This is a genomic window from Sphingomonas melonis DAPP-PG 224 (genome assembly GCF_000379045.1).
GTDB classification, from domain to species: Bacteria; Pseudomonadota; Alphaproteobacteria; order Sphingomonadales; family Sphingomonadaceae; genus Sphingomonas; species Sphingomonas aquatilis.
In genome coordinates, this window is sequence record NZ_KB900605.1 from 780,477 (window position 1) to 801,834 (window position 21,358).

At 68.1% G+C, this 21,358-nt stretch carries 23 protein-coding genes; 3 read left to right on the forward strand and 20 right to left on the reverse strand.

Features of this window, described 5'->3' with window-relative positions:
* Nucleotides 1-16: 16 nt before the first annotated feature.
* Together pbpC and SPHME3_RS0103860 are read right to left on the reverse strand one after the other, a co-directional pair.
* Nucleotides 17-2,137 carry a penicillin-binding protein 1C gene (pbpC, locus tag SPHME3_RS0103855; protein ID WP_017980603.1) on the reverse strand — a complete coding sequence of 707 codons (2,121 nt, stop codon included), beginning with the start codon at nt 2,135-2,137 and terminating at the stop codon, nt 17-19.
* A 255-nt stretch (nt 2,138-2,392) separates the two neighbouring features.
* Nucleotides 2,393-8,137 (reverse strand): alpha-2-macroglobulin family protein, encoded by a 5,745-nt coding sequence (locus tag SPHME3_RS0103860; protein ID WP_018250571.1) that lies wholly within the window; start codon nt 8,135-8,137, stop codon nt 2,393-2,395.
* A 238-nt stretch (nt 8,138-8,375) separates the two neighbouring features.
* Here SPHME3_RS0103860 and SPHME3_RS0103865 point away from each other — a divergent pair, with 238 nt between their 5' ends.
* Nucleotides 8,376-8,888 carry a hypothetical protein gene (locus SPHME3_RS0103865; protein ID WP_017980601.1) on the forward strand — a complete coding sequence of 171 codons (513 nt, stop codon included), beginning with the start codon at nt 8,376-8,378 and terminating at the stop codon, nt 8,886-8,888.
* An 84-nt stretch (nt 8,889-8,972) separates the two neighbouring features.
* Here SPHME3_RS0103865 and SPHME3_RS0103870 read toward each other — a convergent pair whose 3' ends face one another.
* The gene (locus tag SPHME3_RS0103870; protein ID WP_017980600.1) at nt 8,973-10,187 is read right to left on the reverse strand and encodes a phage head morphogenesis protein; all 1,215 of its coding nucleotides are present in this window, start codon (nt 10,185-10,187) and stop codon (nt 8,973-8,975) included.
* Between the two features lie 56 nt (nt 10,188-10,243).
* On the opposite strand from SPHME3_RS0103870, the gene SPHME3_RS0103875 reads away from it, so the two are divergent.
* On the forward strand, nt 10,244-10,945 hold the full coding sequence (locus SPHME3_RS0103875) for a hypothetical protein (RefSeq protein ID WP_231372471.1): 702 nt from the start codon (nt 10,244-10,246) through the stop codon (nt 10,943-10,945).
* A gap of 112 nt (nt 10,946-11,057) precedes the next feature.
* On the opposite strand, the gene SPHME3_RS0103880 is transcribed toward SPHME3_RS0103875, so the two are convergent.
* The 8 genes from SPHME3_RS0103880 to SPHME3_RS20615 form a co-directional block, all read right to left on the reverse strand.
* Nucleotides 11,058-11,306 carry a hypothetical protein gene (locus SPHME3_RS0103880; protein ID WP_017980598.1) on the reverse strand — a complete coding sequence of 83 codons (249 nt, stop codon included), beginning with the start codon at nt 11,304-11,306 and terminating at the stop codon, nt 11,058-11,060.
* Nucleotides 11,303-11,482 carry a hypothetical protein gene (locus tag SPHME3_RS0103885; RefSeq protein WP_017980597.1) on the reverse strand — a complete coding sequence of 60 codons (180 nt, stop codon included), beginning with the start codon at nt 11,480-11,482 and terminating at the stop codon, nt 11,303-11,305. The genes SPHME3_RS0103880 and SPHME3_RS0103885 overlap by 4 nt, the downstream gene beginning before the upstream one ends.
* On the reverse strand, nt 11,482-13,044 hold the full coding sequence (locus SPHME3_RS0103890; RefSeq protein WP_017980596.1) for a DUF935 domain-containing protein: 1,563 nt from the start codon (nt 13,042-13,044) through the stop codon (nt 11,482-11,484). The genes SPHME3_RS0103885 and SPHME3_RS0103890 overlap by 1 nt, the downstream gene beginning before the upstream one ends.
* Entirely contained in the window at nt 13,044-14,645 is a 1,602-nt protein-coding gene (locus tag SPHME3_RS0103895; RefSeq protein ID WP_017980595.1) for a hypothetical protein, read from the reverse strand. Before SPHME3_RS0103895 ends, SPHME3_RS0103890 begins: the two co-directional genes overlap by 1 nt.
* Nucleotides 14,642-15,184: a phage protein Gp27 family protein gene (locus SPHME3_RS0103900; RefSeq protein ID WP_017980594.1), complete on the reverse strand. Its 543-nt coding sequence runs from the start codon at nt 15,182-15,184 to the stop codon at nt 14,642-14,644. Before SPHME3_RS0103900 ends, SPHME3_RS0103895 begins: the two co-directional genes overlap by 4 nt.
* Before the next feature lie 4 nt (nt 15,185-15,188).
* Nucleotides 15,189-15,479, reverse strand: a complete 291-nt coding sequence (locus SPHME3_RS0103905) for a hypothetical protein (RefSeq protein WP_017980593.1) — start codon at nt 15,477-15,479, stop codon at nt 15,189-15,191.
* Entirely contained in the window at nt 15,476-15,934 is a 459-nt protein-coding gene (locus SPHME3_RS0103910) for a hypothetical protein (protein ID WP_017980592.1), read from the reverse strand. The genes SPHME3_RS0103905 and SPHME3_RS0103910 overlap by 4 nt, the downstream gene beginning before the upstream one ends.
* A 102-nt stretch (nt 15,935-16,036) precedes the next feature.
* Nucleotides 16,037-16,993 carry a hypothetical protein gene (locus tag SPHME3_RS20615; RefSeq protein WP_231376739.1) on the reverse strand — a complete coding sequence of 319 codons (957 nt, stop codon included), beginning with the start codon at nt 16,991-16,993 and terminating at the stop codon, nt 16,037-16,039.
* A gap of 93 nt (nt 16,994-17,086) precedes the next feature.
* Here SPHME3_RS20615 and SPHME3_RS20960 point away from each other — a divergent pair, with 93 nt between their 5' ends.
* Entirely contained in the window at nt 17,087-17,494 is a 408-nt protein-coding gene (locus tag SPHME3_RS20960) for a hypothetical protein (protein WP_145957888.1), read from the forward strand.
* Between the two features lie 47 nt (nt 17,495-17,541).
* On the opposite strand, the gene SPHME3_RS0103920 is transcribed toward SPHME3_RS20960, so the two are convergent.
* The 9 genes from SPHME3_RS0103920 to SPHME3_RS0103960 form a co-directional block, all read right to left on the reverse strand.
* A complete protein-coding gene (locus SPHME3_RS0103920) occupies nt 17,542-18,264 on the reverse strand; it encodes a thioredoxin domain-containing protein (RefSeq protein WP_018250572.1) in 723 nt (240 codons plus the stop codon).
* Nucleotides 18,265-18,565: 301 nt separating this feature from the next.
* A complete protein-coding gene (locus SPHME3_RS0103925; RefSeq protein WP_020486644.1) occupies nt 18,566-19,126 on the reverse strand; it encodes a hypothetical protein in 561 nt (186 codons plus the stop codon).
* Nucleotides 19,123-19,740 (reverse strand): regulatory protein GemA, encoded by a 618-nt coding sequence (locus SPHME3_RS0103930; protein ID WP_017980588.1) that lies wholly within the window; start codon nt 19,738-19,740, stop codon nt 19,123-19,125. The genes SPHME3_RS0103925 and SPHME3_RS0103930 overlap by 4 nt, the downstream gene beginning before the upstream one ends.
* On the reverse strand, nt 19,733-19,915 hold the full coding sequence (locus SPHME3_RS0103935) for a hypothetical protein (protein WP_017980587.1): 183 nt from the start codon (nt 19,913-19,915) through the stop codon (nt 19,733-19,735). Before SPHME3_RS0103935 ends, SPHME3_RS0103930 begins: the two co-directional genes overlap by 8 nt.
* Nucleotides 19,912-20,208, reverse strand: a complete 297-nt coding sequence (locus tag SPHME3_RS0103940) for a helix-turn-helix domain-containing protein (protein WP_017980586.1) — start codon at nt 20,206-20,208, stop codon at nt 19,912-19,914. Before SPHME3_RS0103940 ends, SPHME3_RS0103935 begins: the two co-directional genes overlap by 4 nt.
* On the reverse strand, nt 20,205-20,486 hold the full coding sequence (locus tag SPHME3_RS0103945; protein WP_017980585.1) for a hypothetical protein: 282 nt from the start codon (nt 20,484-20,486) through the stop codon (nt 20,205-20,207). Before SPHME3_RS0103945 ends, SPHME3_RS0103940 begins: the two co-directional genes overlap by 4 nt.
* Nucleotides 20,483-20,701: a hypothetical protein gene (locus tag SPHME3_RS0103950; protein WP_017980584.1), complete on the reverse strand. Its 219-nt coding sequence runs from the start codon at nt 20,699-20,701 to the stop codon at nt 20,483-20,485. The genes SPHME3_RS0103945 and SPHME3_RS0103950 overlap by 4 nt, the downstream gene beginning before the upstream one ends.
* A complete protein-coding gene (locus SPHME3_RS0103955; RefSeq protein ID WP_017980583.1) occupies nt 20,701-20,982 on the reverse strand; it encodes a hypothetical protein in 282 nt (93 codons plus the stop codon). The genes SPHME3_RS0103950 and SPHME3_RS0103955 overlap by 1 nt, the downstream gene beginning before the upstream one ends.
* Nucleotides 20,983-21,357, reverse strand: a complete 375-nt coding sequence (locus tag SPHME3_RS0103960) for a hypothetical protein (RefSeq protein ID WP_017980582.1) — start codon at nt 21,355-21,357, stop codon at nt 20,983-20,985.
* Between the last annotated feature and the right edge of the window lies 1 nt (nt 21,358).

Below are 21,358 nucleotides of genomic sequence, written 5' to 3' on the forward strand. Positions count from 1 at the left end.
TGGCGCACGATTTTCGTCAGCGCACCGTGAACAGGATCTGGTCGACGATCCGGCCGCCGTCATCGACCAGCCGCAGCCGGTGCAGCCCCGGCCCCGGCATCACGGGTTCGCCGTGATCCGCCGGCCCCAGATCGCGCGAATCGAGCTGGATGCGATGCGCGGCAGCACTGCCGCTGACCCCGATCACCAGCCGCTGGCGATCCGCCGGAATATCAGGATCCAGCGCATAGACGCTGCCCGCCACCGGATTGGTGAAGCGCGGGCGATGCGCCTCGGCCGGCGCGGCGGCGACCTGCGTCTGCGCGGTGCCCCGCACGAAAAACTCCTGCCGCGCCTGTTCACGCGTGTCGGTGAAGGCGACACGGCTCGCGACGACATCGGCGGGCTTCGGCGGTGCGCGACCGGGCACGCGGGCATGCAAGGCCAACATCACGTCGCGCCACACCGGCGCCGCGCCGCTGGTGCCCGACACCGCGCGCATCGGGTCGCCCTCCGCATTGCCGACCCACACGCCGACGGTGAAGCGATCCGAATAGCCGATGCACCAATTGTCGCGCATCGCCTTGGACGTGCCCGTCTTCACCGCCGCCCAGAACGGCAGGCGCAGCGCCGAATCGAGGCCGAAGGTCGCGGCACGCGCATTGGGATCGGCGATCATGTCGCCGACGATCCACGCCGCCGCGGGTGACACGATCGCGCGAAGCAGCACGCGCGGCTGGTCCAGCGTCAGCCGCAACGGGCTCCACCGCCCGCCTTGCGCCAGCGTACGATAGGCGTCGGCCTGCTCCAGCAGCGTCACCTCCGCCGATCCCAGCGCGAGCGAGAAGCCGTAATAGGCGCCGTCCTCCACCAGCCCGCGATAGCCGAGGTCCCACAGGCGATCGCGGAACGGCTCGACGCCGACGAGCAGCAGCGTCCGCACCGCCGGCACGTTGAGCGACCCCGCCAGCGCGATCCGCGCCGACACCGGCCCCTTGAATCCACGGTCGTAATTCTGCGGCACGTACAGGCCCGATGCGGTGTCGAGCTGCACCGGCGAATCATCGAGGATCGACGCGGGGGTCAGATAGCGCCGCTCGATCCCCAACGCGTACAGGAACGGCTTCAGCGTCGATCCCGCCTGGCGATAGGCATTGGCGTTATCCACCGCCGGTGCGGTCGACGCGCCGCCGATCCCGCCGACATAGGCAAGCACGTCGCCGCTCGCATTGTCGACCACCACCACCGCGCCGTCGCGCGCGCGCGTGCCGCCGAGGCCGAGCAACTGCCGCCGCAGCGCCGCCGCCGCCATCCGCTGCACGCCGACGTCGAGCGTCGTGGTGATGCGCAGCCCCGGCTTCGTCAGCAGCCGGTCCGACAGATGCGGCGCCAAGCCCGGATCGAGCGCCAGGCTGCGCGCCGGGCCCAGCATCGCGGCGACCTGCGGCGCGAACCGCGTGCAATCCGTACCCCCCGACAGCGCACACGCCCGCCGCGCGATCGTCGCCGCATCGGCGCGCGGATCGGGCAGCAGTGCGGCGAGCAGCAGCGCATCGTCACGGGTCAGGCTGGCCGGCGTCTTGCCGAACAGCCCCAGCGCCGCCGCGCCGATCCCCTGCGCCTCGCCGCGATAACCGGCGAGGTTCAGATAGGTTTCGAGGATCTGGTCCTTGCTCCACCGCCCCTCCAGCGCACGGCCGGCGCGGATCTGGCGCACCTTGTCGATCCATCCGCGCGCGCCCGGCCGCGCCAGCGTCGGCGAGAGGAATCCCGCCAGCTGCATCGACAGCGTCGACGCCCCGCGTGCCCGCTGCCGCTCGATCCGCGCGCGCGTCGCCCCGGCCAGCGCCACCCAGTCGACACCGCCATGATCGAAGAAGCGATGATCCTCCGCCCGCACGATCGCGGCGCGGGCATCGGGAGCGATCGCCGACAGCGGCGTCCAGGCGAGCCGCCGCGCCGCGAAATCGACGCGTGCGCTGTCGATCAGCGCGCCGTGCCGATCGTACAGCCACGCCTCCGACGGCCGCCACCGCGCACGGACGGTGGCGTAGTCCGGCAGAGGCGGTGGCCGCGTGGTATAGTCGAGGCCGCCGCCGAGGACTGCGACGACGCCGACCAGTGCGAGGGCGCGCCGGGGGGTGAAGCGGAACGCCACGTCAGCCGGTCCGACCAGCAGCCCCGCCGCTCTGCCACCCCGCTCGCCCCACCCACTCCGTCACCCCGGACTCGTGCCGGAGTCCACCGTGGGGCTGGGGGGACGGCCTGCGCCTCCAGCCTTCCCCCTCGCCGCAGAGTGGACCCCGGACCAAGTCCGGGGTGACGAGGGATGTGAGGCGACCGCAGCGCCGCCACCTAGGGCGCACTGATCCGGCGCTGCATCGCCGCGCCCTCCTCGCAATGACCGCCCCCCTCACCTTTGCCCCACCACCACCGGCTGGTTCGGCACCTGCGCCCGCACGCTCGGCGAATACATCGCCTCCACCCGCGTCGGGGGCAGGCTGAACCGGCCCGCGCCGTTCAGCCGCAGCGCATAGCTCACCGTGAAGCGCCCGCGCGGCACCCAGGCGAAGAAGCCGCGCCAACTGTCGTTGCCGCGCTCGATATACGACGGTTGAACGCCATCGCTATCGCCGCCCTCCCCCAACATCTGCGACTGGTTGGCGAGGTCGCCGATGATCGTCGCGCCCGCGGGGATCGGATCGTCGACCACCACCCAGTTGCGCTCGGCGCTGGCATCGACGGTGATCGTCACGCGCAGCACGTCGCCGCGCGTTAGCTGCCCGCGTTCACGCGCCTGTACCACCTGCACCGTCCGCGTCGCGCGGTATCCGGCGAAGACCGGGCTGGTCAGCGGCACCGCGGCGCGCACCAGCACCGTCGCCCATGGCCCCGCCCCGCCGCTCTGGCGCAGGACCAGCGGCGTCTGTGCGGGCGGCAGCGGCAGGCTGACCGTCCGCGCGTCGGCGGCAAGCGGCCAGCTGCGCGACGCACTCGCCGAACCCAGCTGCAGCGTCGTCGTGCCCGCGATCGCCTGTGCCGGATACAGTCCGGCGAACTTGCGCACCGCCACCGCACCCCAGGCATTGGCGGTCGTCGTATCCCAATGGCCGCGCGACTGGCGCAGGCTGACGCCGACCATCATCTTCGCCGCCTCGTCCTGCCAGCCCGGCCGCCCGAGCGTGACGAGCAGCGCCTTGATCGCCGCCTCGTCGCCCGATGCCATTAGCCACCACGGCGCCGACGACGCGTCGGACAGATCGAGCCGCGTGCCCTCATAGACCAAGCGGCTGCGCAGCACCCCCTCCGCCTGCGCCTTCAGCGCCGCCGCATTGGCGGCAGGCACCCGGTCGAGCGCCGCGATATAATCGGCGAGCAGCGAGGTCGGCATGTCCTGTGCCGGCAGCCCGATCTGCCCCAGCATTGCGGGCGTCGCCTCGCCCGCGCGCGCCAGTGCCGCAAACGCCACCAGCTTCTGCTGGCGCGGATCGCCATAGGTCTCGTGCCGGACGCGGCCGTCGAGCACCGCCTTCAGCCCCTCCACCATCCGCGCGCGCGATGCCGGCGGCAGCGGCAGCCCCGCCTCGCTGGTCAGCGACAGCACATAGGCGGTCAGCGCCTCCGACCCGTCGAGCGATTCGCGGGGCCAGTAGCGCAGCAACCCGTCGGATGCCTGATAGGTCGGGATCGCCCCCGCCAGCGCGCTCCACCGCGCCGCATCGCCGAGCGCGACGATCCGGCTCAATTGCTGTTCGAAGCAATTGTACGGATAGCGCGTCATGTAATCGCGCACGCCCGCCAGCGGCGGCGCGAGCGTGTCGGTCAGCTGCACGTCGACCGATCCGCGCCCCGGCAACGCACCCGCGGGCGCCGCGATCGGCAGGCTGGTGGTATCGCTTACCCGGGTCAGCGCCGCCGCCCAGGTTTCGACCGGCACCGCCGGCACCACCTGCTGGCTGACGGTCAGCCGGTCGCTTGCCTTGCCGTCCTTCGACGTGGCCGTGACCTTCCAGCGCAGCGTCCCGCTCGCCTGTGGGGCGGTCAGGTTCCACGCGACCGGCACGGCGCGGCCCGCCGGGATCGTCACGGTCAGCGGCTTGCCTTGCGCGATCCGCGGGAACACCTCCACCTTCGCGGTGACGGTCATCGGGTGATCGCTGCCGTTGCGCAACGTAAAGCCTGCCGCATACCAGTCGCCGCTGCGCACCAGCGGCGGCAGGCCGGCATAGACCGACAGATCCTGCGCGGTGCGGATCGCGGTCGATCCGGTGCCGAACAGGCCGTTGCCGTCGGTGGCGATCGCGACCAGCTTGAACGACGACAGCGCATCGGACAGCGGCACGCGCAGCGTTGCACGCCCGCTCGCATCCAGCGGCACCTGCCCCTGCCACAGCAGCACCGGCTTGAAATTCTCGCGGTTGATCGCCGCCGCGGCATCGCCGCCGCCACCGCCCGCTTCCACCGCCTTGCGACCGTAATGCCGCTTGCCGACGACCTGCATCTGCGCGGTCGAGGTGAGCACGGACAGCGGCCGCTCGCCCATCATCGCGGTCAGCACGTCCCAGCTGTCGTTGGGGGCGAGCTGCAACAGCGCCTCGTCCACCGCGACGAAGGCGACATCGGCGCTCGTCGCCGGCGAGCCGTCCAGCCGCTTCACCTGCACTGCGACCGCCGCCGTGCCGCGCGGCGCAAAGCGTTCGTGATCGGCTTTCACCGTCACGCCCAACGTATGCGTTTCCCACCCGACCTTCACCTTGGCGATGCCGAGACGGAAGGCGGGCTTGGCGAGGTCCACCAAAGCGGTCGGTTCGGGCGCGGGTTCGCTCTTCACCAACCCCAGCGACTGGCCGATGCCGCGCAACCAGCTGGTCCAGCCGCTCTCCACCCGCCCGCGCACCGCGAGCACGGAGACGAAGACGTCGGGCGCGTACGATCCCGGCATCGGCACCTCCACCACCGGATCGGTGCCGCTGAGGTCGGTGACGAAGCTCGACAGCACGCCCTCGCGCTCCACCGTCACCAGCGCGGTAGCGGCGCGGAACGGCATGCGCACCTGGAATCGCGCCGTCTCGCCCGCCTTGTAGGCGGTGCGTTCGGGGATCACGTCCATCCGGTCGCCATTGTCGCCACCGAACCACCAGGCGTCGTCGCCGACCAGCCACACCGATTGCACCGCGCGCGCAACATTGCCGTCCGCATCGGTGGTCGTCGCGACCGCATAGACCTCGCCCGACACGCCGGGATCGATCGTGCAGCTGGCCAGCCCCTGCGCATCGGTGGTGGCGGTGCAGTCCGCCGCCAGCTTCGTCGTGCGCATCTGGTTGTCATAGGCGTAGAAGCCGCCGATCAGCCGCCGCCGCGCGGTGAGGATCTGGCGGCTGTACAGCGCGACCGACACCTTCTGGCCCTTGATCGGCTTGCCGCGCGCGTCGAGCGCGACGAACTTCAGCCGCAGGTCGTCCTGTTTCATCAGCCAGCCATCGGTCTTGATGCCCAGCTGCACCGCCGACGGCAGGATCGGGATCACGCGGCTGGCGGTCAGCACCTCGCCATTGGCATCTTGATAATCCATCTCGACGCGCATGTCGGCGAGCCCGTCGAGCGCAGGCACGTCGACGTTGATATGGCCCGTACCGTCGCCGCCCAGGGTCGCGGGCAGCGTCTGCGTCGGCGGCAGCGGCGTCTCGCGATCGTCGCCGTCGCCGTTCATCGCGCGCGTGCCCTCTTCGACCTTGGCACCGCCGAAGGTGTACGCCTCATAGCCTTCCGGGTTGGCGCTGTGCGCGAACCAGCCGACGCGCACGTCGACGGGCAGGTTGCTCGCGCCGCCGCCGGAGAGGTAGCCGACATACAGATCGAGCGGCAGCGACTTGGGCCGCACCGCCGGCGCCTTCGGCCCGGTCACGCTCGCGCGCATCGTCGGCAGCTTGTATTCGTCGACCTTGAACGACTGCGACGTATAGGTGACGTCGTCGCCCCGCACGATGCGCAGGTCGTAGTCGCCCATCGGCGCGCCCTGCGGCACCGTCCAGCTCGTCTCGCCCACCCCGCGCGCATCGATATTGAGCGGCAGGTCGAACTGCGTGTCCGATCCCCGATGCGCGAGGCGCAAGGTGCCGCTAAAGCCCGGCGGGATCGCAAAGCCGCTGCCATTCGGACGGCGGACGATATGCTTCATGTGGATCGTCTCGCCCTGACGCACCAGCGCGCGGTCGAAGACGGTGTGGAACGTCTCGGACGGCGCCGAATAGCCATAGGGCAATTCGAAATCGTACGGCCGGATGCCCTCGCCCCACGTCGTCAGCGCAAAGCTGAAATCGTCGCCGCTGCGCGCGGAGATCATCAGCGGGTGCGCGGTCGAGGTGTCGGAACAGCTGCCGTAGGTCTCCGGCTCGGGCAGCCCCTTGGGCACCATCAGCCCGCCGCTACGATCGGTAACGCCCCGCGCCAGCACGCGGCCGGTGCAGCTGTCGCTCACTTGCACGCTCGCGTTGGCGACCGGCTTGCCGCTGTCGAGCGCGGTCACCCAGGCAAGGCTGCGCTCACGGCCCCATTTGAAATGCACCGCCATGTTGGTGACGAGCGCCGCGGTCGCGACATAGCGCGGCGCGTTGCGCCCCAGAAGCGACCGGCCGAGCCGCGGGCTGGCGAGTTCGACCACGTAGAACCCCGGCTTGCCGAGCGGAATGCCGACGACCTCGAACGCCCGCCCCTTGCCCGGCAGGCCCAGCTTTAGCCCTGCGCCCTGATCGCCCAGGATCGACCGGTCGCCGGTGTGGTTGATACGCGCCACGACCTCGTCGCCGCGCTTCACGTCCTCGATACGGGTCTCGCCCGCCGCCGCGACGGTGCGCAGCCATTCGGCGACCGCCGCATCCGAATCGCCCACCTTCAGCGTCCGCCCGCCGATCGCCAGGCTCTTGCCCTGCAACGCCGGTTCGACGTTGCGCACGGTAACGGGGAGTACGCCCCCTTGGGCCGATTCGAGGATGCCGAAGTCGGCCGCGAACTTCACCAGCGGCGGCGCTTCGTCGAACTTCACCTCCAGCGGGAAGCGTTCGGCGTTGCTCAGGCTACGACCGCTTTCGTCCTTGATCCCCGCCGGCAACGTCAGCTTCGCGGTCGCATCGGCGGGCAGCGGCGCCTTGAAGGTAACGTCGCTGATCGTCGCCTTCTTCTTATCGTCGTCATCGAACGTCGGCGCGATCGATTTGCCGTCCGCGAAGGTCAGCCGGATCGCCGCGGCCTGGCTCATCGGCACCGGCGCGGTGAAGCGGACGTACGCAGGCTGTACCGGGCTGCACCCGGCCTGCGGGTTGGTACGGCTGCATTCGAAGCGCGCGGCGAACGGCTTGCGTACGGTAAAGTCGAACCGCTGGTCCGTGCCGGCCAGCTTACCGGACGCCGAGGCAATCCCCTTGCCCCACACCAGCGCCATGTCGCGCCCCGGCGGCAGCGCGCGGCGGCATTTCAGGGCGGTGATCCCCGCATAGGCGGCCTGTCGCTCCGCGGGCGTGGCCGGCACCGCCTCGGGCAGCCCGGCATTCTCCAGGAAGCTGCGCACCGACCAGTTGCGCGTCCCCATCTCGCCCAACAGCTTCGCGGGCAGGCCGGCATCGAGCACGTCGACCGGAATCTTCTCGCCCAGCCCGTCGACTGCGCAATAGGCGTTGGCGGCCACCGAAGCGCGCGTCGGCGCCACCGGCGCGGCGACCAGGAACACCTGATCCTCTTCGATCTCGTCCCCCGACGGCAGCACCGCGAGCGCACGCGGCCCGCCCGACTCGACCGTATAATTCGCCCGCCCGGAGAAGCTGTAGCCCGCTACGCTCTTCAGCCCCTCGACCGCATCGAAGCTGCATTTGGCATCGCCAGTGAGCGGCGCGGCGAAATCGAACACCCAGGTCTGCGGATCGACCCAGCGGCCGGTGCCGGCGCAACCCGTCTTGAACGGGGCCTTCGCCCGCGGGTCGCCCAACGGCACCATCGCCTGGTTGAAGCGGATCGTATAGCGTTCGATCGCGCCGCCGCCGGTCGCACCGGCGCCGCCCGTGCCGGGCTGGGCGAGCACCACCTGCGGGCTGTCGTCGCCGAACGCCGCGACGGGCGCCAGAGCCAGTGCCAGCACCGCCAACCGTACCGCCGCATTCCGCCGCATGCCCGCCCCCCGCTGTTGCGCCATGTCTAGGCGGTTCGCGGGGCCGAATCCAGCGGGCCAACGCCACCTGTCGCACGCGAATATGCAGGCGATTATTGATCCGATTCGCGCGAAAACCTCGAAGTCGGCGGCACGACCGGCCCGTTATCTTGGGCCAATTCATATCGATGTCAGAAGCGACTTGCCGAACTTTAGTCCATAATGGAGGTTTGTAACCGGGCGGACCGGGGGGTGGCGCGTGGATTGGATCACGGCAAGTATCGATGCCGCTGTGCGCGAAACCATGTTGTTCGCCGCGGCCGGCCTGTTGATCGGCGGCCTGGACGATCTGATCGTCGACCTGTGTTTCCTGGCGCGACGCGGAATGGGTCGCGGTGCCATTCCCGCGCATCTCGATCGACTGCCGGCGCCGACCGACAGCGGATGCCTCGCGATCTTCGTGGCCGCCTGTGGTTGGTCAGGGAACCGGGAAGGCGGTCGGGGCGGGATACAATGGGATCGGGTGGGATCGATCGGGCTGGATATCGCGGAAAACGGCGGCTGGGCGGTGCACGCACGGGCATTTCGAGGTTGCTGGCCAATCCGACGGCGGCGTTCCCAGTTCGGGTGGCGGGGTCGCGGCGATCGCTGGGCGGATGAGGCGCATTTCCCGATTCCCGGTTCGGCCGCGTTCCCGGTTTGCCGATCGGCGCGATTTGCACGTGGGCTGCAAGCGTCCTACATCGGCGATGCGACGCGCGTGACACGGTGAATCTGCCTGCCGTAGGACCGCTCCGGGCAGGGAGCGGGATCGCATGCGAGGGGATGGCAGTCCTCGCCGCGCGTCGTCCCTTCCTCACAGATCGATCCTGTCGGCGCCGGCGATCAGCTGCGCGATCGTGCGCGGGTTCGCGAAGCGATAGCTGACGAGGTACAGTTCGCGCCCGCCCGCCGCCGCCTTCACCACCGCGAGCCGCTGGCGCCCGTCGGCCTCGCGGAACAGAAGCAGCCGGTTGTCGCCCTGGCGATAGACCGCGTCGGGCGCGGCGCCGATCTGCGGCAGCTGGCGATAGTCGGCGACGGAGAGTTCGGGATGCCCCTCGCTCCGCCCCGTCCGGCCGAGCTGCTTGGCGAAGGTATCGCTCGACAGGCGCACGACATGCGCCTCGCTGCCGATCGCAGCGGAGAGGTCCGGCGCCAGCACCATCACCGGGAACACGCCGCCCGGTTCGTGCAGCGTTTCGAGGAAGGCATCCGACTGGACGAGGTCGTCGAGCGTCGCGCGCGCCGCGGCAAGGTCGACCGGCGCCGCCGCCTCCAGCGAGCGCATCGCCTTTTCGGCGACCGCGCGCAGGCTGGCCTTGCCCGGATTGTAGCCGAAGCCTGGCGAGATGCCTGCCGGCACCGCGATCGGCGCGGCGCCCGCGGGCGTGAACGCCACCGGCGGGCCATCATCGGGCACGTCCGAAACCGTCCACCCCTTCGCCGTCATCTCGCGCTGCGACAGCTGGCGCACCGTGCAGCGGCAGAACCAGCCGCAGGGCGGGAAATGCGTGTCCCACCAAGGGTGGTCGACGGGCAGGATCACGCCATGCCAGCGCCGGTGCTCCGGCCGCGTCCGGCTGTCCATGACCGCGACGTAGCGGAGGAAGGGGCGCACGTCCTTCAGCTCCTGGATGCGCGCCCAGCGCCCGGCGGCGCGGCTGACGCGCAGGTTGGTGTCGTAGATCGTGCGCAGCCGCCGCGCGCCGACGTGCACGATGTCGTCGGTGCCGGTCAGGCTGCGATCCTGCACCTCGCCCCACCAGCCCTGGCGCTTCAGAAAGGGGACAAGGTTCGCCTGCCAGTGTTCGAACGTGCCGCCGTTCGCCAGCATGTCGGCGAGGCTCGCCTGGATTTCGGCAAGCAGATCGAGGTTGGCGACCTTGGCGACGGTGAAGGCGCGGGCGTGCTCCTCGTGCATCATCTCCGACCAGCGCACCGTCGCGCGCAGCGTGTCCCGCGCCTCGAAGGCGCGGACGGTGGCGTCGGGCGCGAGGTGGATCAGGCTGCTGATAGGTCTGTTAGTCATGCTGTAATGTTCATCGAACTAACGTGCCGACCAGACCGCGATTTTTGGCGAGTGAAATGAATAGCGAAGCAACAACAAAAATAGCTTGGGGATGGTACAGCCTTACACCCAATGAATGGACCGCATTTTCGGCGGTTGCCACGCTTGGCGCGATGGTTGTCGCGATTGTGGCGGTCATCGCAACGGGGGCAGCTGTTTGGGCGTCCATCCGTATCCCTCAAAAAGTCGCTAACCAGGCGAAGGAGGATGCGAAGGCGGTAGATAAAGCTCGTAAAGACGAAGAACAGAAAAAAGCGGATGCGGCAGCCAAGGCCGAGGAAGCCGCGATCGCGATGCGTTACCGTGAGGTGGCCAATGCCGTTTCGGGGGCGCTTGACCTCCTTCGTGACACGGTATCCCGCGTACAAGCCGCTTATGATCCGACAAATCCTGAAAGAGGCGCGACGGCCGATTTCCGAAAAGAGACGAACCGCTTCGGCGCCCAAGCCGCATACAAGTCTGGAACTTTGGATATTCTTGCGAGAATGCCTGGACTGACCGACGGAGCGATCGACAGCTGCGTGGGTGCATCCATTGCGATGCAACGCATTGTGAGCGCAGTTCAGAAGGGCTTTTTTTCGGGCGGCACAGGCCCCGAGAACCTGCAAGCCGCTTTGGTGATCGGCCACGAGGTTAAAGGTCGGATCGAGGGAGTTATCCTCTACAATGATGTGAAAGACGCCGGCCCTGTTTCGCCGTTGCCACCAACGCTTTTCTGACGAACATTTGTGTAAGCGACGATCTTCGACAAACGCACACTGATCTACCCACTTCATCTTTTCGCACTCAACGTCGAGGTGGCTCACGCCTGAATCGCGACTGCTCCCTCCGCTACAAGTTTTGCCGGGCGATCCCCGCATCGGTCAGCCGGAAGAAGCTGATGTAGGGCACCTTCAGCCACGTCGCGGGCTTGAGGTCGACCTGTCGCGCGAGCGCCGGGCGGCCGGGGGCATCGCGCATCAGGCTGACCAGCGTCGCCCAGGCGACGCCCTGCGCCTGCAGGTCGGCGAACTGGCGCAGGATCACAGGGTCGAGCGTGGCCAGCGCCCGGCGCTGAGGGCGGGTCAGGCGGCGGGTCATCGGCGGCGCCCGTCGCGGCAGGGGGCGCAGCGTCCGCCGACGAGGCGCGGCGACCAGCTGTCGCACGTCCGGCAGTCGCCCGGCTCCCCGGCCGGCACAACACGCACCGCGCCCGCGATCTGGCGTTCGAGCAGGCGGTCGGCGATGTCGCCGGCGCGATCGGCGTCGTCGGCCATCAGGCGTCTCCGCCCGGATCGGTCAGCGCGTCGAGGCGCAGCGCGAAGCCGGCGCGTGCCAGCCGCTCGACCAGCGGGTCGAGGTCGGCCAGCTCCGCCTCGCGCGCCAGGATCGCGGCGGCCTCGTCGGGCGAGCGCGCGGCGGCGAGCTGGCGGACGAGCGGATCGACCAACGCGTCCGCGGCGCGGCGCCAGCCCTCGTCGGCCATCGCCGCCTCCACCGCCTCGTCCACCACGTCGCGGGGGTGGAGGACGGGCACGAGCGCCTCGGCCAGCGCCACCTTCAGCGGCGCGGCATCGTTGGCGGCTGCGGGCGGCGCGTCGGGCGGCGCATCCGCACCGGCGGGCGGCTCGACCGGCGTGGGGGCGGCCTTGCGTTCGTAGCCGTCGCCATAGCGGTCGCGGAAACTGTCGTCGGTTCGCACCCAGCCCAGGCGGCCCAGCACCTCGTCGGTGTCCGCCGCGGCCTTCAGGTCGTCCTCTTCCTCGACGATGCGCACGACGCGCGGGGACGCCACGTCGGCACCGAAATTGAGGTCGGTCCACCAGCGTGCCGGGCCGGCGTTGAACCCGTCCGACAACAGGTCTGCATCGGCCTTCACGACCTCCAGCTTCACGTCGGCGTGGACTTCGCCCTGCGCACGGCTCGACCCGTTGTCGGTCGTCATCGTCTGCGACAGGATCACCTTGGCGATCGCGCCGTCCATGTAGCGGCAGACCGCCTGGAAATCGGCGCCGGACTGGGCGAGCGTCAGCAGCTCGACATCCATGCCCGCCGGAATCGCGAAGCCGCTGTCGTTGGCGATCGCCTGGATCGCGGCGAGCAGCTTGTCGATGTCCTTCTGCGCCGGTCCGCGCGGGTAGATGCCCTTGGCGGTCGGCACCGCGAACTTGTCGAGGAAGATGTTCCAGAAGCGGACGCCGTTCCGCTTGAACAGCGTCGGCCAGTAGAGCCATTCCGCCAGCCCCTCGCCATAGGGCGTGTCGTCGTCGGTGCCGCCCGCCGTCACCACCCAGAACTTGCGCGGCGGCAACGCCTCGCCCGCGGGCGCGGTGCGGGTGAGCAGGCGCAGGTCGCCCCTGGCGTCATAGCGGAAGCGGCGCGCGTGGCGGACGTGGATCGGCAGGCTCTGCGCGCCCGGCACCCAAGTCAGCAGGCCGTCGAGCATGCCCCAGTGCAGTTCGGCGACCTGGATCCCGTAGAAGCTCGCCCACAGCATCTTTTCGGTCAGCCGGTCCCAGCCGATCCGCTCCAGTGTCGCCTTCAGCGCATCGCCCGCGGCGACGGCGCGGGGGTCCGCCTCGTCGCCGGGCAGCACGTCCCATTCGCGGCTGACCACCGCGCGGATACGCTGCTCCATACAGCTTTTCACCTGGTCGTCGCGGCGGATGCGTTCGTAGACGCCCCAGTCGGGCGAGGCGCCGAGCTTCGGGTCGCGCGCCTGCTGCAGGTCCTGGATGTAGGGCCGGGTGATGTCGCGGCCATCGCCGGTCGTCGCGATGCTGGCGGCAAGGTCGGCGGGCACGCGCGCGGGCGCCTTGCGGGAAAAGGGCCACACCATCACCAATCCCCCCGGCCGCCGAAGCGATCGTGCCGGCGCACCGTGCCGAAGCCGGTGTCCGTCGTTTCATAGTCGCCGCTCTGGCTGCGCGGCTGGCCGGCGGCGTGCACGTCGATCGGCTGGACATCCTCGTCCGCCGCGCCGACCAGGTTCATCAGCGCGATCGCATAGTCGCCGTGGCGCTTGCCCTTGGCGCCGTCCGCCTTGGCGTCGATCCGGTCGACCACCATCGGCACGCCGCGCACCAGCTTTACGAGGCGCAGGTCGTCGAGCACGCCGTCGCTGCGCGGGATCAGCAGGGTGCGATCCTCGAACCGCGCCTTCAGCCGGGGCATGCGCGCGAGGTAGATCGCCTGCGTCGCCATCACGCCCTCGATCCGGTCGGCGCCGAATTCCTCGACCATGTCTTCGGCGAGCTGCTGGCCGTTGCCGCGCGCGTCCATCTTGCCGGCCGACCAGTTGGGCAGCGTGCGACACAGCCAGACGAGGATGCGGAACTGCGCCCAGAAGGGCACGCCCAGCATCTCGATGCCGAGGCGGTTGTGAAGGACGAGCTGCGCATCCTCCTGCCCGCAGGCGATCACGGAAAGGTCGGACGAACGCGCGAAATCCTGGCCGAAGAACGACCGGGCGTGGGGATCGAAGGTCGCGACGACGGGCGCCAGCACGCGCTCGATCCACTCGTCGATCCACGCCTCACGCCAGGCGCGCACTGCGTCGCGCACGGCGTCGCCGATCGGCGCGCCCGGCCCCGCCAGCAGACCGCCGGCGGTGTCGAAATCCTTGCCGGGCACGAGGCGGACGACGGCATAGGCGGGCGACATGCACGCCTCGACCGTCGCGCGCGGCAGGAAGACGCCCGATCCCTTGGCGGGGACGACGTCCAGCTCCTCCTCCGCGGCGTCCTTGTAGGTGTTGCGCAGGTCCGCCTCCCACGCCGCCTCACCTTCGGCGGTCCATGTCTTGCCGGTGCGCAGGCAGATGCGGCGGTAGAGGCCGTGGGCGATCGCATCCTTCAGCGTCAGCCGCTGGACGACGCCCTTGCGCTGCCCGCCGCGAATCTCGCCGATCAGCTCGTTGAACGGATTGTCGGCGCCGTCATGCGTCGAGATGACGACGACGCGTCCACCCCACATCAGCAGCGCCAGCGCCGCCTTCAGCACGCCCCAGAAGTCGTCGTGGAAGGCGGCTTCGTCGATGATGACGACGCCCTGCATGCCGCGCAGCGACCGCGGCTTGGACGACAGTGCGACGATCGCCTTGCCGCTGGGGAAGTCGATGCGAAGCGCCAGGATGCCCTTGTCCGACCCGTCGTCGAACAAGAATTCGTCGGACGCGGTCGCCGCGGCGTCGAACGCCTTCGCGAAATCGCCACAATAGGCGATGAATTCGCGGGTCATATCCTTGTTGTAGGCCAGGTAATAGACGTTGGACGGGCGCTGTGCCGGCGACGCGGTCAGCACCGCATCCGCCGCGAAGCCATAGGTCAGCCCAGTGCGGCGGCTCTTCTCCGACACGAACAGCGGGTGCGCATGGCTCAGCTCGATCGCCTCGATCTGATAGGGCAACAGGACGGCGGGCGCCTCGGCGGGCAGGGTCATGCCGATAGCCCCAGGATGCCGAGCCGTACCGCGCGCAGCGTCGCCTCGCTGGCGCCCGCGGCGCGGCCGGCGGTTTCGGCATCGGCGGCAGCGCGTTCGCGGGCGCGGCGCGCTTCCTCCTCGCGGATTTTCGCCTCGCGCTCGATGTCGATCTTCGACGCGCTGGTCGCGTCCTTCACCGCCTTCGCCAGGCGCGAGAGGTCGAGGACGGACAAATCCTCCTCCGCCTCGCCGGTCATGTGCGGCATCAGCACGCGCGTCGTCAGCGAGGTCATCAGCTGGATCATCATCCGGCCCTGCAGGTCGTCGGCGCTGCCGAATTCGCGACCGAACGCCTCGGCGACGCTACGCATGTCGCGCTGCTGCTTCGCCAGTTCGGCAAAGCCCTTGGTGTAGCGGCCGACCGCTGAGCGCGACGCGTCGCCGCCCATGTCGCGGATGCGCGCGACGATCGCGTCGATCGTCTCGCGCCGCTCGATCGCGTCATGCACCGCCGCCAGGATCGCCGGCGGCAGCGCGTCGATGGTGGAGCGCGCCATGGCGTTAGTCCCCGGTGCGGTGCCGGCTGACGCCCTCGACCGTCAGCTGGCCGGTCGCGACATCGCGGCCGTCGGCGAGTACGCGCGCGACGGTATAGGGACCCAGCGCCTCGGCATGGACCAGCCCGGCTCCCCCCAGCCACAGCAGCTGCTCGGCTACGTCGCGCGCGGCGACGCGATGGCCCAGGCTGCGCAGCTGCAGCGTGAGCGTGTCGTGATTGTGCTCGCCGCCGATCTCCTCCAGCAGGTCGAGGATCGCGCGGCGGACGATGGGGAGTGCGAGCGGCGGGATCATTCGGCGCTCATCCCGCGCTCGATCAGCATGCGCAGATATTCCTGCGTCGTGTCGTGCTGCTTCGACAGGCCGCCGATATGCCGTTCGAGGCCCTGGACCGAGGCGACGACCTTGGTCAGCTCGGTGTTGAGCGCGTGGCGGGTCGGCGGCTTGACCAGCTCGGCCTCGGCGACCTTCAGCCGGCTTTCATGGTCGCCCAGCTGATCCTTGATTCGCTCGTAGCGGGCGTCGCGCTCGCGCCGGTCGCTGGCGAGTTCGGCATCGATGCGCGTGCTTTCGGCGCGCGCGTCCTGGCGCACCGTGGTGAAGGCGCCGTCGACGCGGTTCTTCTCGACGACCGCGTCCGCCTTGGTGACGAACTGCGCCTTCAGCCACAGCACCGCGCAGCCGACCATCATCGGCGTGAGAAAGACCGCGACCTGCCAGCTGACGGTCCAAATTTGAAACCACGACAATGAACGCACCCCGGTTGTGTCGGGGTGGGTGTGCTGGAAGGAACGCGCCGGGGACGCCTTCCGCAACCGGAAGGGCGATCCCGGCGATCACCCCCGATGCGTTCAGTCTCGCTTTCCTCGTGGGAAAAGTTCATCCATCCGCTTGTTGACGCACATCGTCACCTCCTGCTTCTCAACGAAGCCGCGTTCGATGCAGCGGAGCAAAACCGAGCATCCGATACGATCGATTTTCTTGTCGCCGCTGCTCTCGGTCGCCCTGCAGAATCGCTCGCTTCTGCTGACTTTCCTGATCGATAGCTTCATTCTCTGAAAACTGCGGGCCAAGACAACAATATCATCCTGGCTGGTCACCTCGTTACCATTATCCTTCTGAGGCACAGATGGAGTCAAAACATCCGCGCTAGGCCTGGCCGGCGCGATGATGCTCGGAGATATCTCAGCGGAACGCGCAATCGGCGCCACGGACTGTGGCGATCGTGTTTCGACCTCACTCGACAGCGACTGGCGCGTTGACAATGGAGGCACGGCCAGCGGAATTGCCGCTGCGGTGCTACCATCATTCACCGTTCCTTCCGATTTCTCGCACGGCCCAATCAACCGGCCAATGATCGTCTTCCTGCCAGACGAGCGCCCCCCCGATCGGTTCAGCACGTCGGTATACTCGTCGATCTCAAAGGACGTATCGCTTATGATACCGGAATATCGGTACGAAAAGTCGACCGATATCGTGCTGCATCTCCGGCGGCCGGAAAGACGGTCATTTTTCAAGTCGATAGTAACCGTGGAACACTTTTCCATCATGCCTTCACGGCGCTGTCTCTCAAGGACGCTCTGAAGCGCGCTCAGACCGTTTCTGTCCCCCACACACACTTTCTGTGGCTGCCGCGTCTCGACACTCTGACCGCGCATCCGGGCCGGCAAAGTCTCGCGCACCTCCCACTCGCCGGCAGCCATTTTTGGTAATTTCCCATTGACTACAATATCTTGATCCTGAGCAAATACATAGCTCCCAAAGCAAGCCAAGGCTGCTATCGCGGCGATACGCAAAAGGGATCTCATGAGATAACCGTCCTTTTATTTCTTGCGGAGCGAGTTACTGCATGCATAACATGTTGTTCCGCATTCTAGCGGAGTAAAACGGGAGGATTATTGATGAAGAGCGTAGCCATTGCCGCCGCGATTCTACTTTTCCCATCTGCTGCCTTCGCGCAATCGGCACAAACTGGCCCTGACGGACGTTACAAAAACGCCGTCGCAACACGAGCATTTCCCGCTACCGTATCATCAAGGCTTTCGGCGGAAGAACCCTTCAAAAACGCAGTACTGCTTCGATCTGGATCGGGGAACGTCAACGCAAAATCGCTCCTGAAAAGAGTGGCCGATCCTGATAGGTTCGACGATCCAATATGGGAGGCGCGTCAGGAATGCATCTACAATTGTCACGCTGACGCAGATTCCTTGGCGTGGCAAAATTGCGTAGGCCTCAACTACGATGCGCAATATTACTGCGAAGACTCGTACAGGCAGCAGGCGGAAAACTGCGAAAGTGGCTGTGGGTAACAATAGGCGATAAGAGAGGGGTGTAGGGGTTTTGTCCTGCACCCCCGCTAAAAGGGCTTCTTCAAAGGATTCCATCCCTTGAACAGCTCTCCTCTTGTTATAAAAACAGGTGTTCCTGAAGCCCCGACTCGCCTGAAAAAATCTCTGTTTCGCCTGATAATCACATCTGACTTAGACAGAGCAGGTTCGGTAATGGCTGCCTTCGGATCAATACCGACATTCATCGCAAGCTTTTCCGCGTAGGCGCGACTGGGCCGATCAATCGCCATCAATCCCTCAAAGTATTCCGCGAGCTCTTCGTTCGATTGCGCCATCATACCGATCCGAGCGAAGTATGCGGAATCCTCCCCCAGGATGGGAAGATCGTGAATGAATATTGAAACCTCCCCATTCTTGAATTTCGGATCGTTGATTAATGATTTGATAGCTTTTTTGCACACTGCGCAATTATAGTCCGTGAACATCGCCACCTTGATCGGCGCATTCATGCTGCCCAAGCGATTTCCGTATTCATCTGAGTACAACCAGGAAGAGCTAGCGGAAATCGCCGCCATGACGGCCTTGGTATCCTCCTGCTCCTGATATTGAGCCAAGCGGTTGAGCGCTTCTTGAAGGGCTTCCGGGTGCTTTATATAATATTGAGACAGCCGCTCCCCGGGATCTGCGCAAGCCGTCAACCCGGCCAGCAAAATCGCGGCTGCTACAAAACACGTCGCCTTCATTATCCCCCCCTGCCACGCGCGCAGAATAATTATCAGCTTCTGTGACACCCGTCATGCTCGGGGGATTTAGCGGTGCGGTCAACAGAAATAAGCTTGTCTCGAAATCACTATCGACAGGCTTATTTACCGATAGGTGATTTCCTCGCTTTCTGGTTCCGAACAACGATTTATAGGAACGATTGGAAGATCGTCTTCTATGTATTTCGGTGAGCCAACAGCGAAACAGCACACTCGGATTGGTGCATATCTGGCGGCGGCGCGGCTTGGTCGCGGCAAGCCAACGGTGCGGCCTGTCGAGGCAAACCTGCAGGTCCGTGACGGGCGCGCCCACTCGCGAAATGGATAAGCCTTAGGCGCGGCGATCGCAACGAGGATCGGTCAGCAATGCGAAGAGGTCTCCCTGCCGGGGAAAGCGTGATACCGCCGCGGCCGGCTCCATGGCGCATCCCTCGTCCGTCTCGTTGAGGAGGTGACTTAGATACGTGCGGCTCGTGCCCAGCACCTTGGCCGCGTCCGCCCCGCTGATCCGCTTGGCACGTACCGCAGCGAGGACGACAGCCCGCCGCGCGCGCGCGATCGCCACCCGTCCGACCGGCACGAGCAGCCGGTTGCCGCCATAGATGTCGGCGATCGCTGCCGCAGTCGCTGCGTCGACCACCTCGGCGAAGGGCGAACGCGCGGGATCTCGGCCGATATAGACCTGCGTGCCACCGTATCGAGCGACGATACACAGCGTCGTATACGCGCCGATGTGATCGGCCATCTCGGTCATCTGCTGCGTCCAGCCGGGGCCGGGCCGCACGTCGGCGGGGATCGGCAGTTCGTCGAGGCGCGGGAGCCGGCCACGCGCCTGCCAGCGGTCGAGCGCGGCGGCAGCCTCGGACAGGGCGGGCACGGCGGCGTCCGTCATCGCGCGCGCTCCCGGCGCCAGCGCTTGCCCAGCGCCCGAATCGCCTCGTCCCAGCTGCCCGCCGGCCATTGCGCCGGATCACCGGGCAGGATCGCGCGCAGCATCGTATCGACCGGGGTGGCGGGATCGATGCGGGCGGCGATCGCGGTCGCAACGGCGCGGCGGTCGGCGATCGGATCGCCCGGCATCGGCCAGGCCACGCCTTCGCGCGTTGCCCAGTCCTTAAGCGCCTCGATCACGCGATGCGCGGCTCGGGCGTCGAGGAAGCGCAGCGCGTCGCGGCCGGTCTGGCGCTTTACGAACGCACCGATCGCGCGATCGTCGGGCTGGTCGATCGCGCCCAGCCAGTAGAGCGTCCACCACAAGGCGCGGACCTTGCCGACATGCGCGCGATCGGCGCCCCGCGGCGCCTGCGTGCGGTTGAGCCGGTCGAGCACGCGGGCGAGGTCGGTCGTGTCCATGTTGGCCTGTGACGCCTTGCCGGTCGCGGTGAGCTGGATCGCGCGGCGGTCGTCGTCGCCGATCCCCTGCGCCCGGCAGGCGGCGCGCACCGCGCGGATCAGGCGCACGCGCGCGTCGGCGCCACCGGCCGGCTTGCGGCGAGGCTCAGCCATGCGCCACCTCCGGCGCCAGTGGCAGCGCGGTGCCGCAGCGTCCGCATTCCGCCGCGCGCCGGCCGAGCAGCCAGGCGCGGTGCCCGCAGCCGGGGCAGGCGGTGCCCGCGACATAGCTCGGCTGGTAGCCGCGGTCGGCCTGCGCGGCACGATAGTCCCGGCGCGGCGCGATCATGGCTTATCGTGCCCCAGGATGCCGCGCAGCAGCTGGTCGGTCAGCTGGCGGAACGGCGCGTCGCTCGCGCGCAGTGCTTCCGCGCGACGATGGGCGTGGAGCGTGGTCGAATGATCGCGCTCGCCGAGCGCGCGCCCCAGCCCGGCGAAGCTCGCGCCGGTCGCCTGGCGCGCCACCCACACCGCCGCGAAGCGGGCGCGCAGCACGCGGTCGCGCTCCAGCAGCGCCGGCACGGTGACGCCGAACGCCTCCGCCACCTCGGCGACGATCGCCGCGACGGCCGGCGCGGTCACTGGACGCTCCCGACGACGGCGGTGGCGGCGGCGACGACGCTTTCGCCATAGACGCGCACGATCAGGTCGCCGAGCCGCCCCATGCCGGCATCGCTGAGGTAGCAGACGAGCGCGGTGCCGTCGGCATGCCGCAGGGTCAGCGCAAGCCGCCGGTCGTCGCCTTCACCATCCAGGCCGATGGCGATCCCCGCGGCCTGATTGGGAACGGGATCGCGCAGGACATGCGCGATCGAAGCGGTAAAGCCGTGCATCGGCGTCAGCCGGATGATGTCGGTCATGAGGATGTCCTTGGCGTGGCACGGGGCGGCTTGGCCTGCCCCGTCGCCTTCAGTTCCATGAGGTCGCGCGACACATCCGCGAGCGCCCAGGGCGTGGTGACGATCAGCTCGATCCGCATGACCGTGCGCCCACCGCGGCTGGAGCAGCTGAAATCGCCGATCCGCGCCTCACCGCGGCGCCACATCAGGTGGTCGTAGGGGGAGTCCGCGTCCATCAGTGCACCCCTGGAGCACGGGGCAAGACCGCGCCCAGTCGCTCGCGCTGGAAAGCGGCGAGGCCGGAGAGGTCGGCGGCGCGATTCTCGATGCCGGCGAACAGGTCGCGCAGCACCATCGCGGCGAGCGTCCCCGCTTTTTCCTCGGCGCGCGCTTCGGTGGCGACCGCGGACAAGGTGCGGCGCATCACCTCCAGTTCGGTGCGGCCCATCGGCTTGCCGCTGGCGATCGCAGCCGACACGTCGGCGACAAGGGTCTGCAGGTCGGTTGCAACGGTCATTCAATCCTCCTCGGGACGGTCGGTGTTGTTGGGGCAGTCGGGGCAGGCGCGGGCGAGCTGGACCTGCGCCCAGTTCGCGGGGCGGGTGCGGCGGCGGTTGGCGATGCAGCGCTTGAGCGGCGTCACCCCGAACACCGGGCACATCACCTGCTCGGCGCCGAGCGCAGCGCGGACGAGCGTTTCCACCTCGGCGAGGTCGCCGGGGTATTTGGCGTTGACGATGCGGCTGACGACCGCGCTGTTATAGCCGATGCGGTTGCCGGCGATGCGCTGGCCGCTGCGGTCGCATTCGTCGGCGAGCAGCAGCACCCAGGCGGGGGCCTCCGCCCCCCAGGCGGCAAGCGCCTTGTCGCGGTTGGTGAGGTTAATAGACATG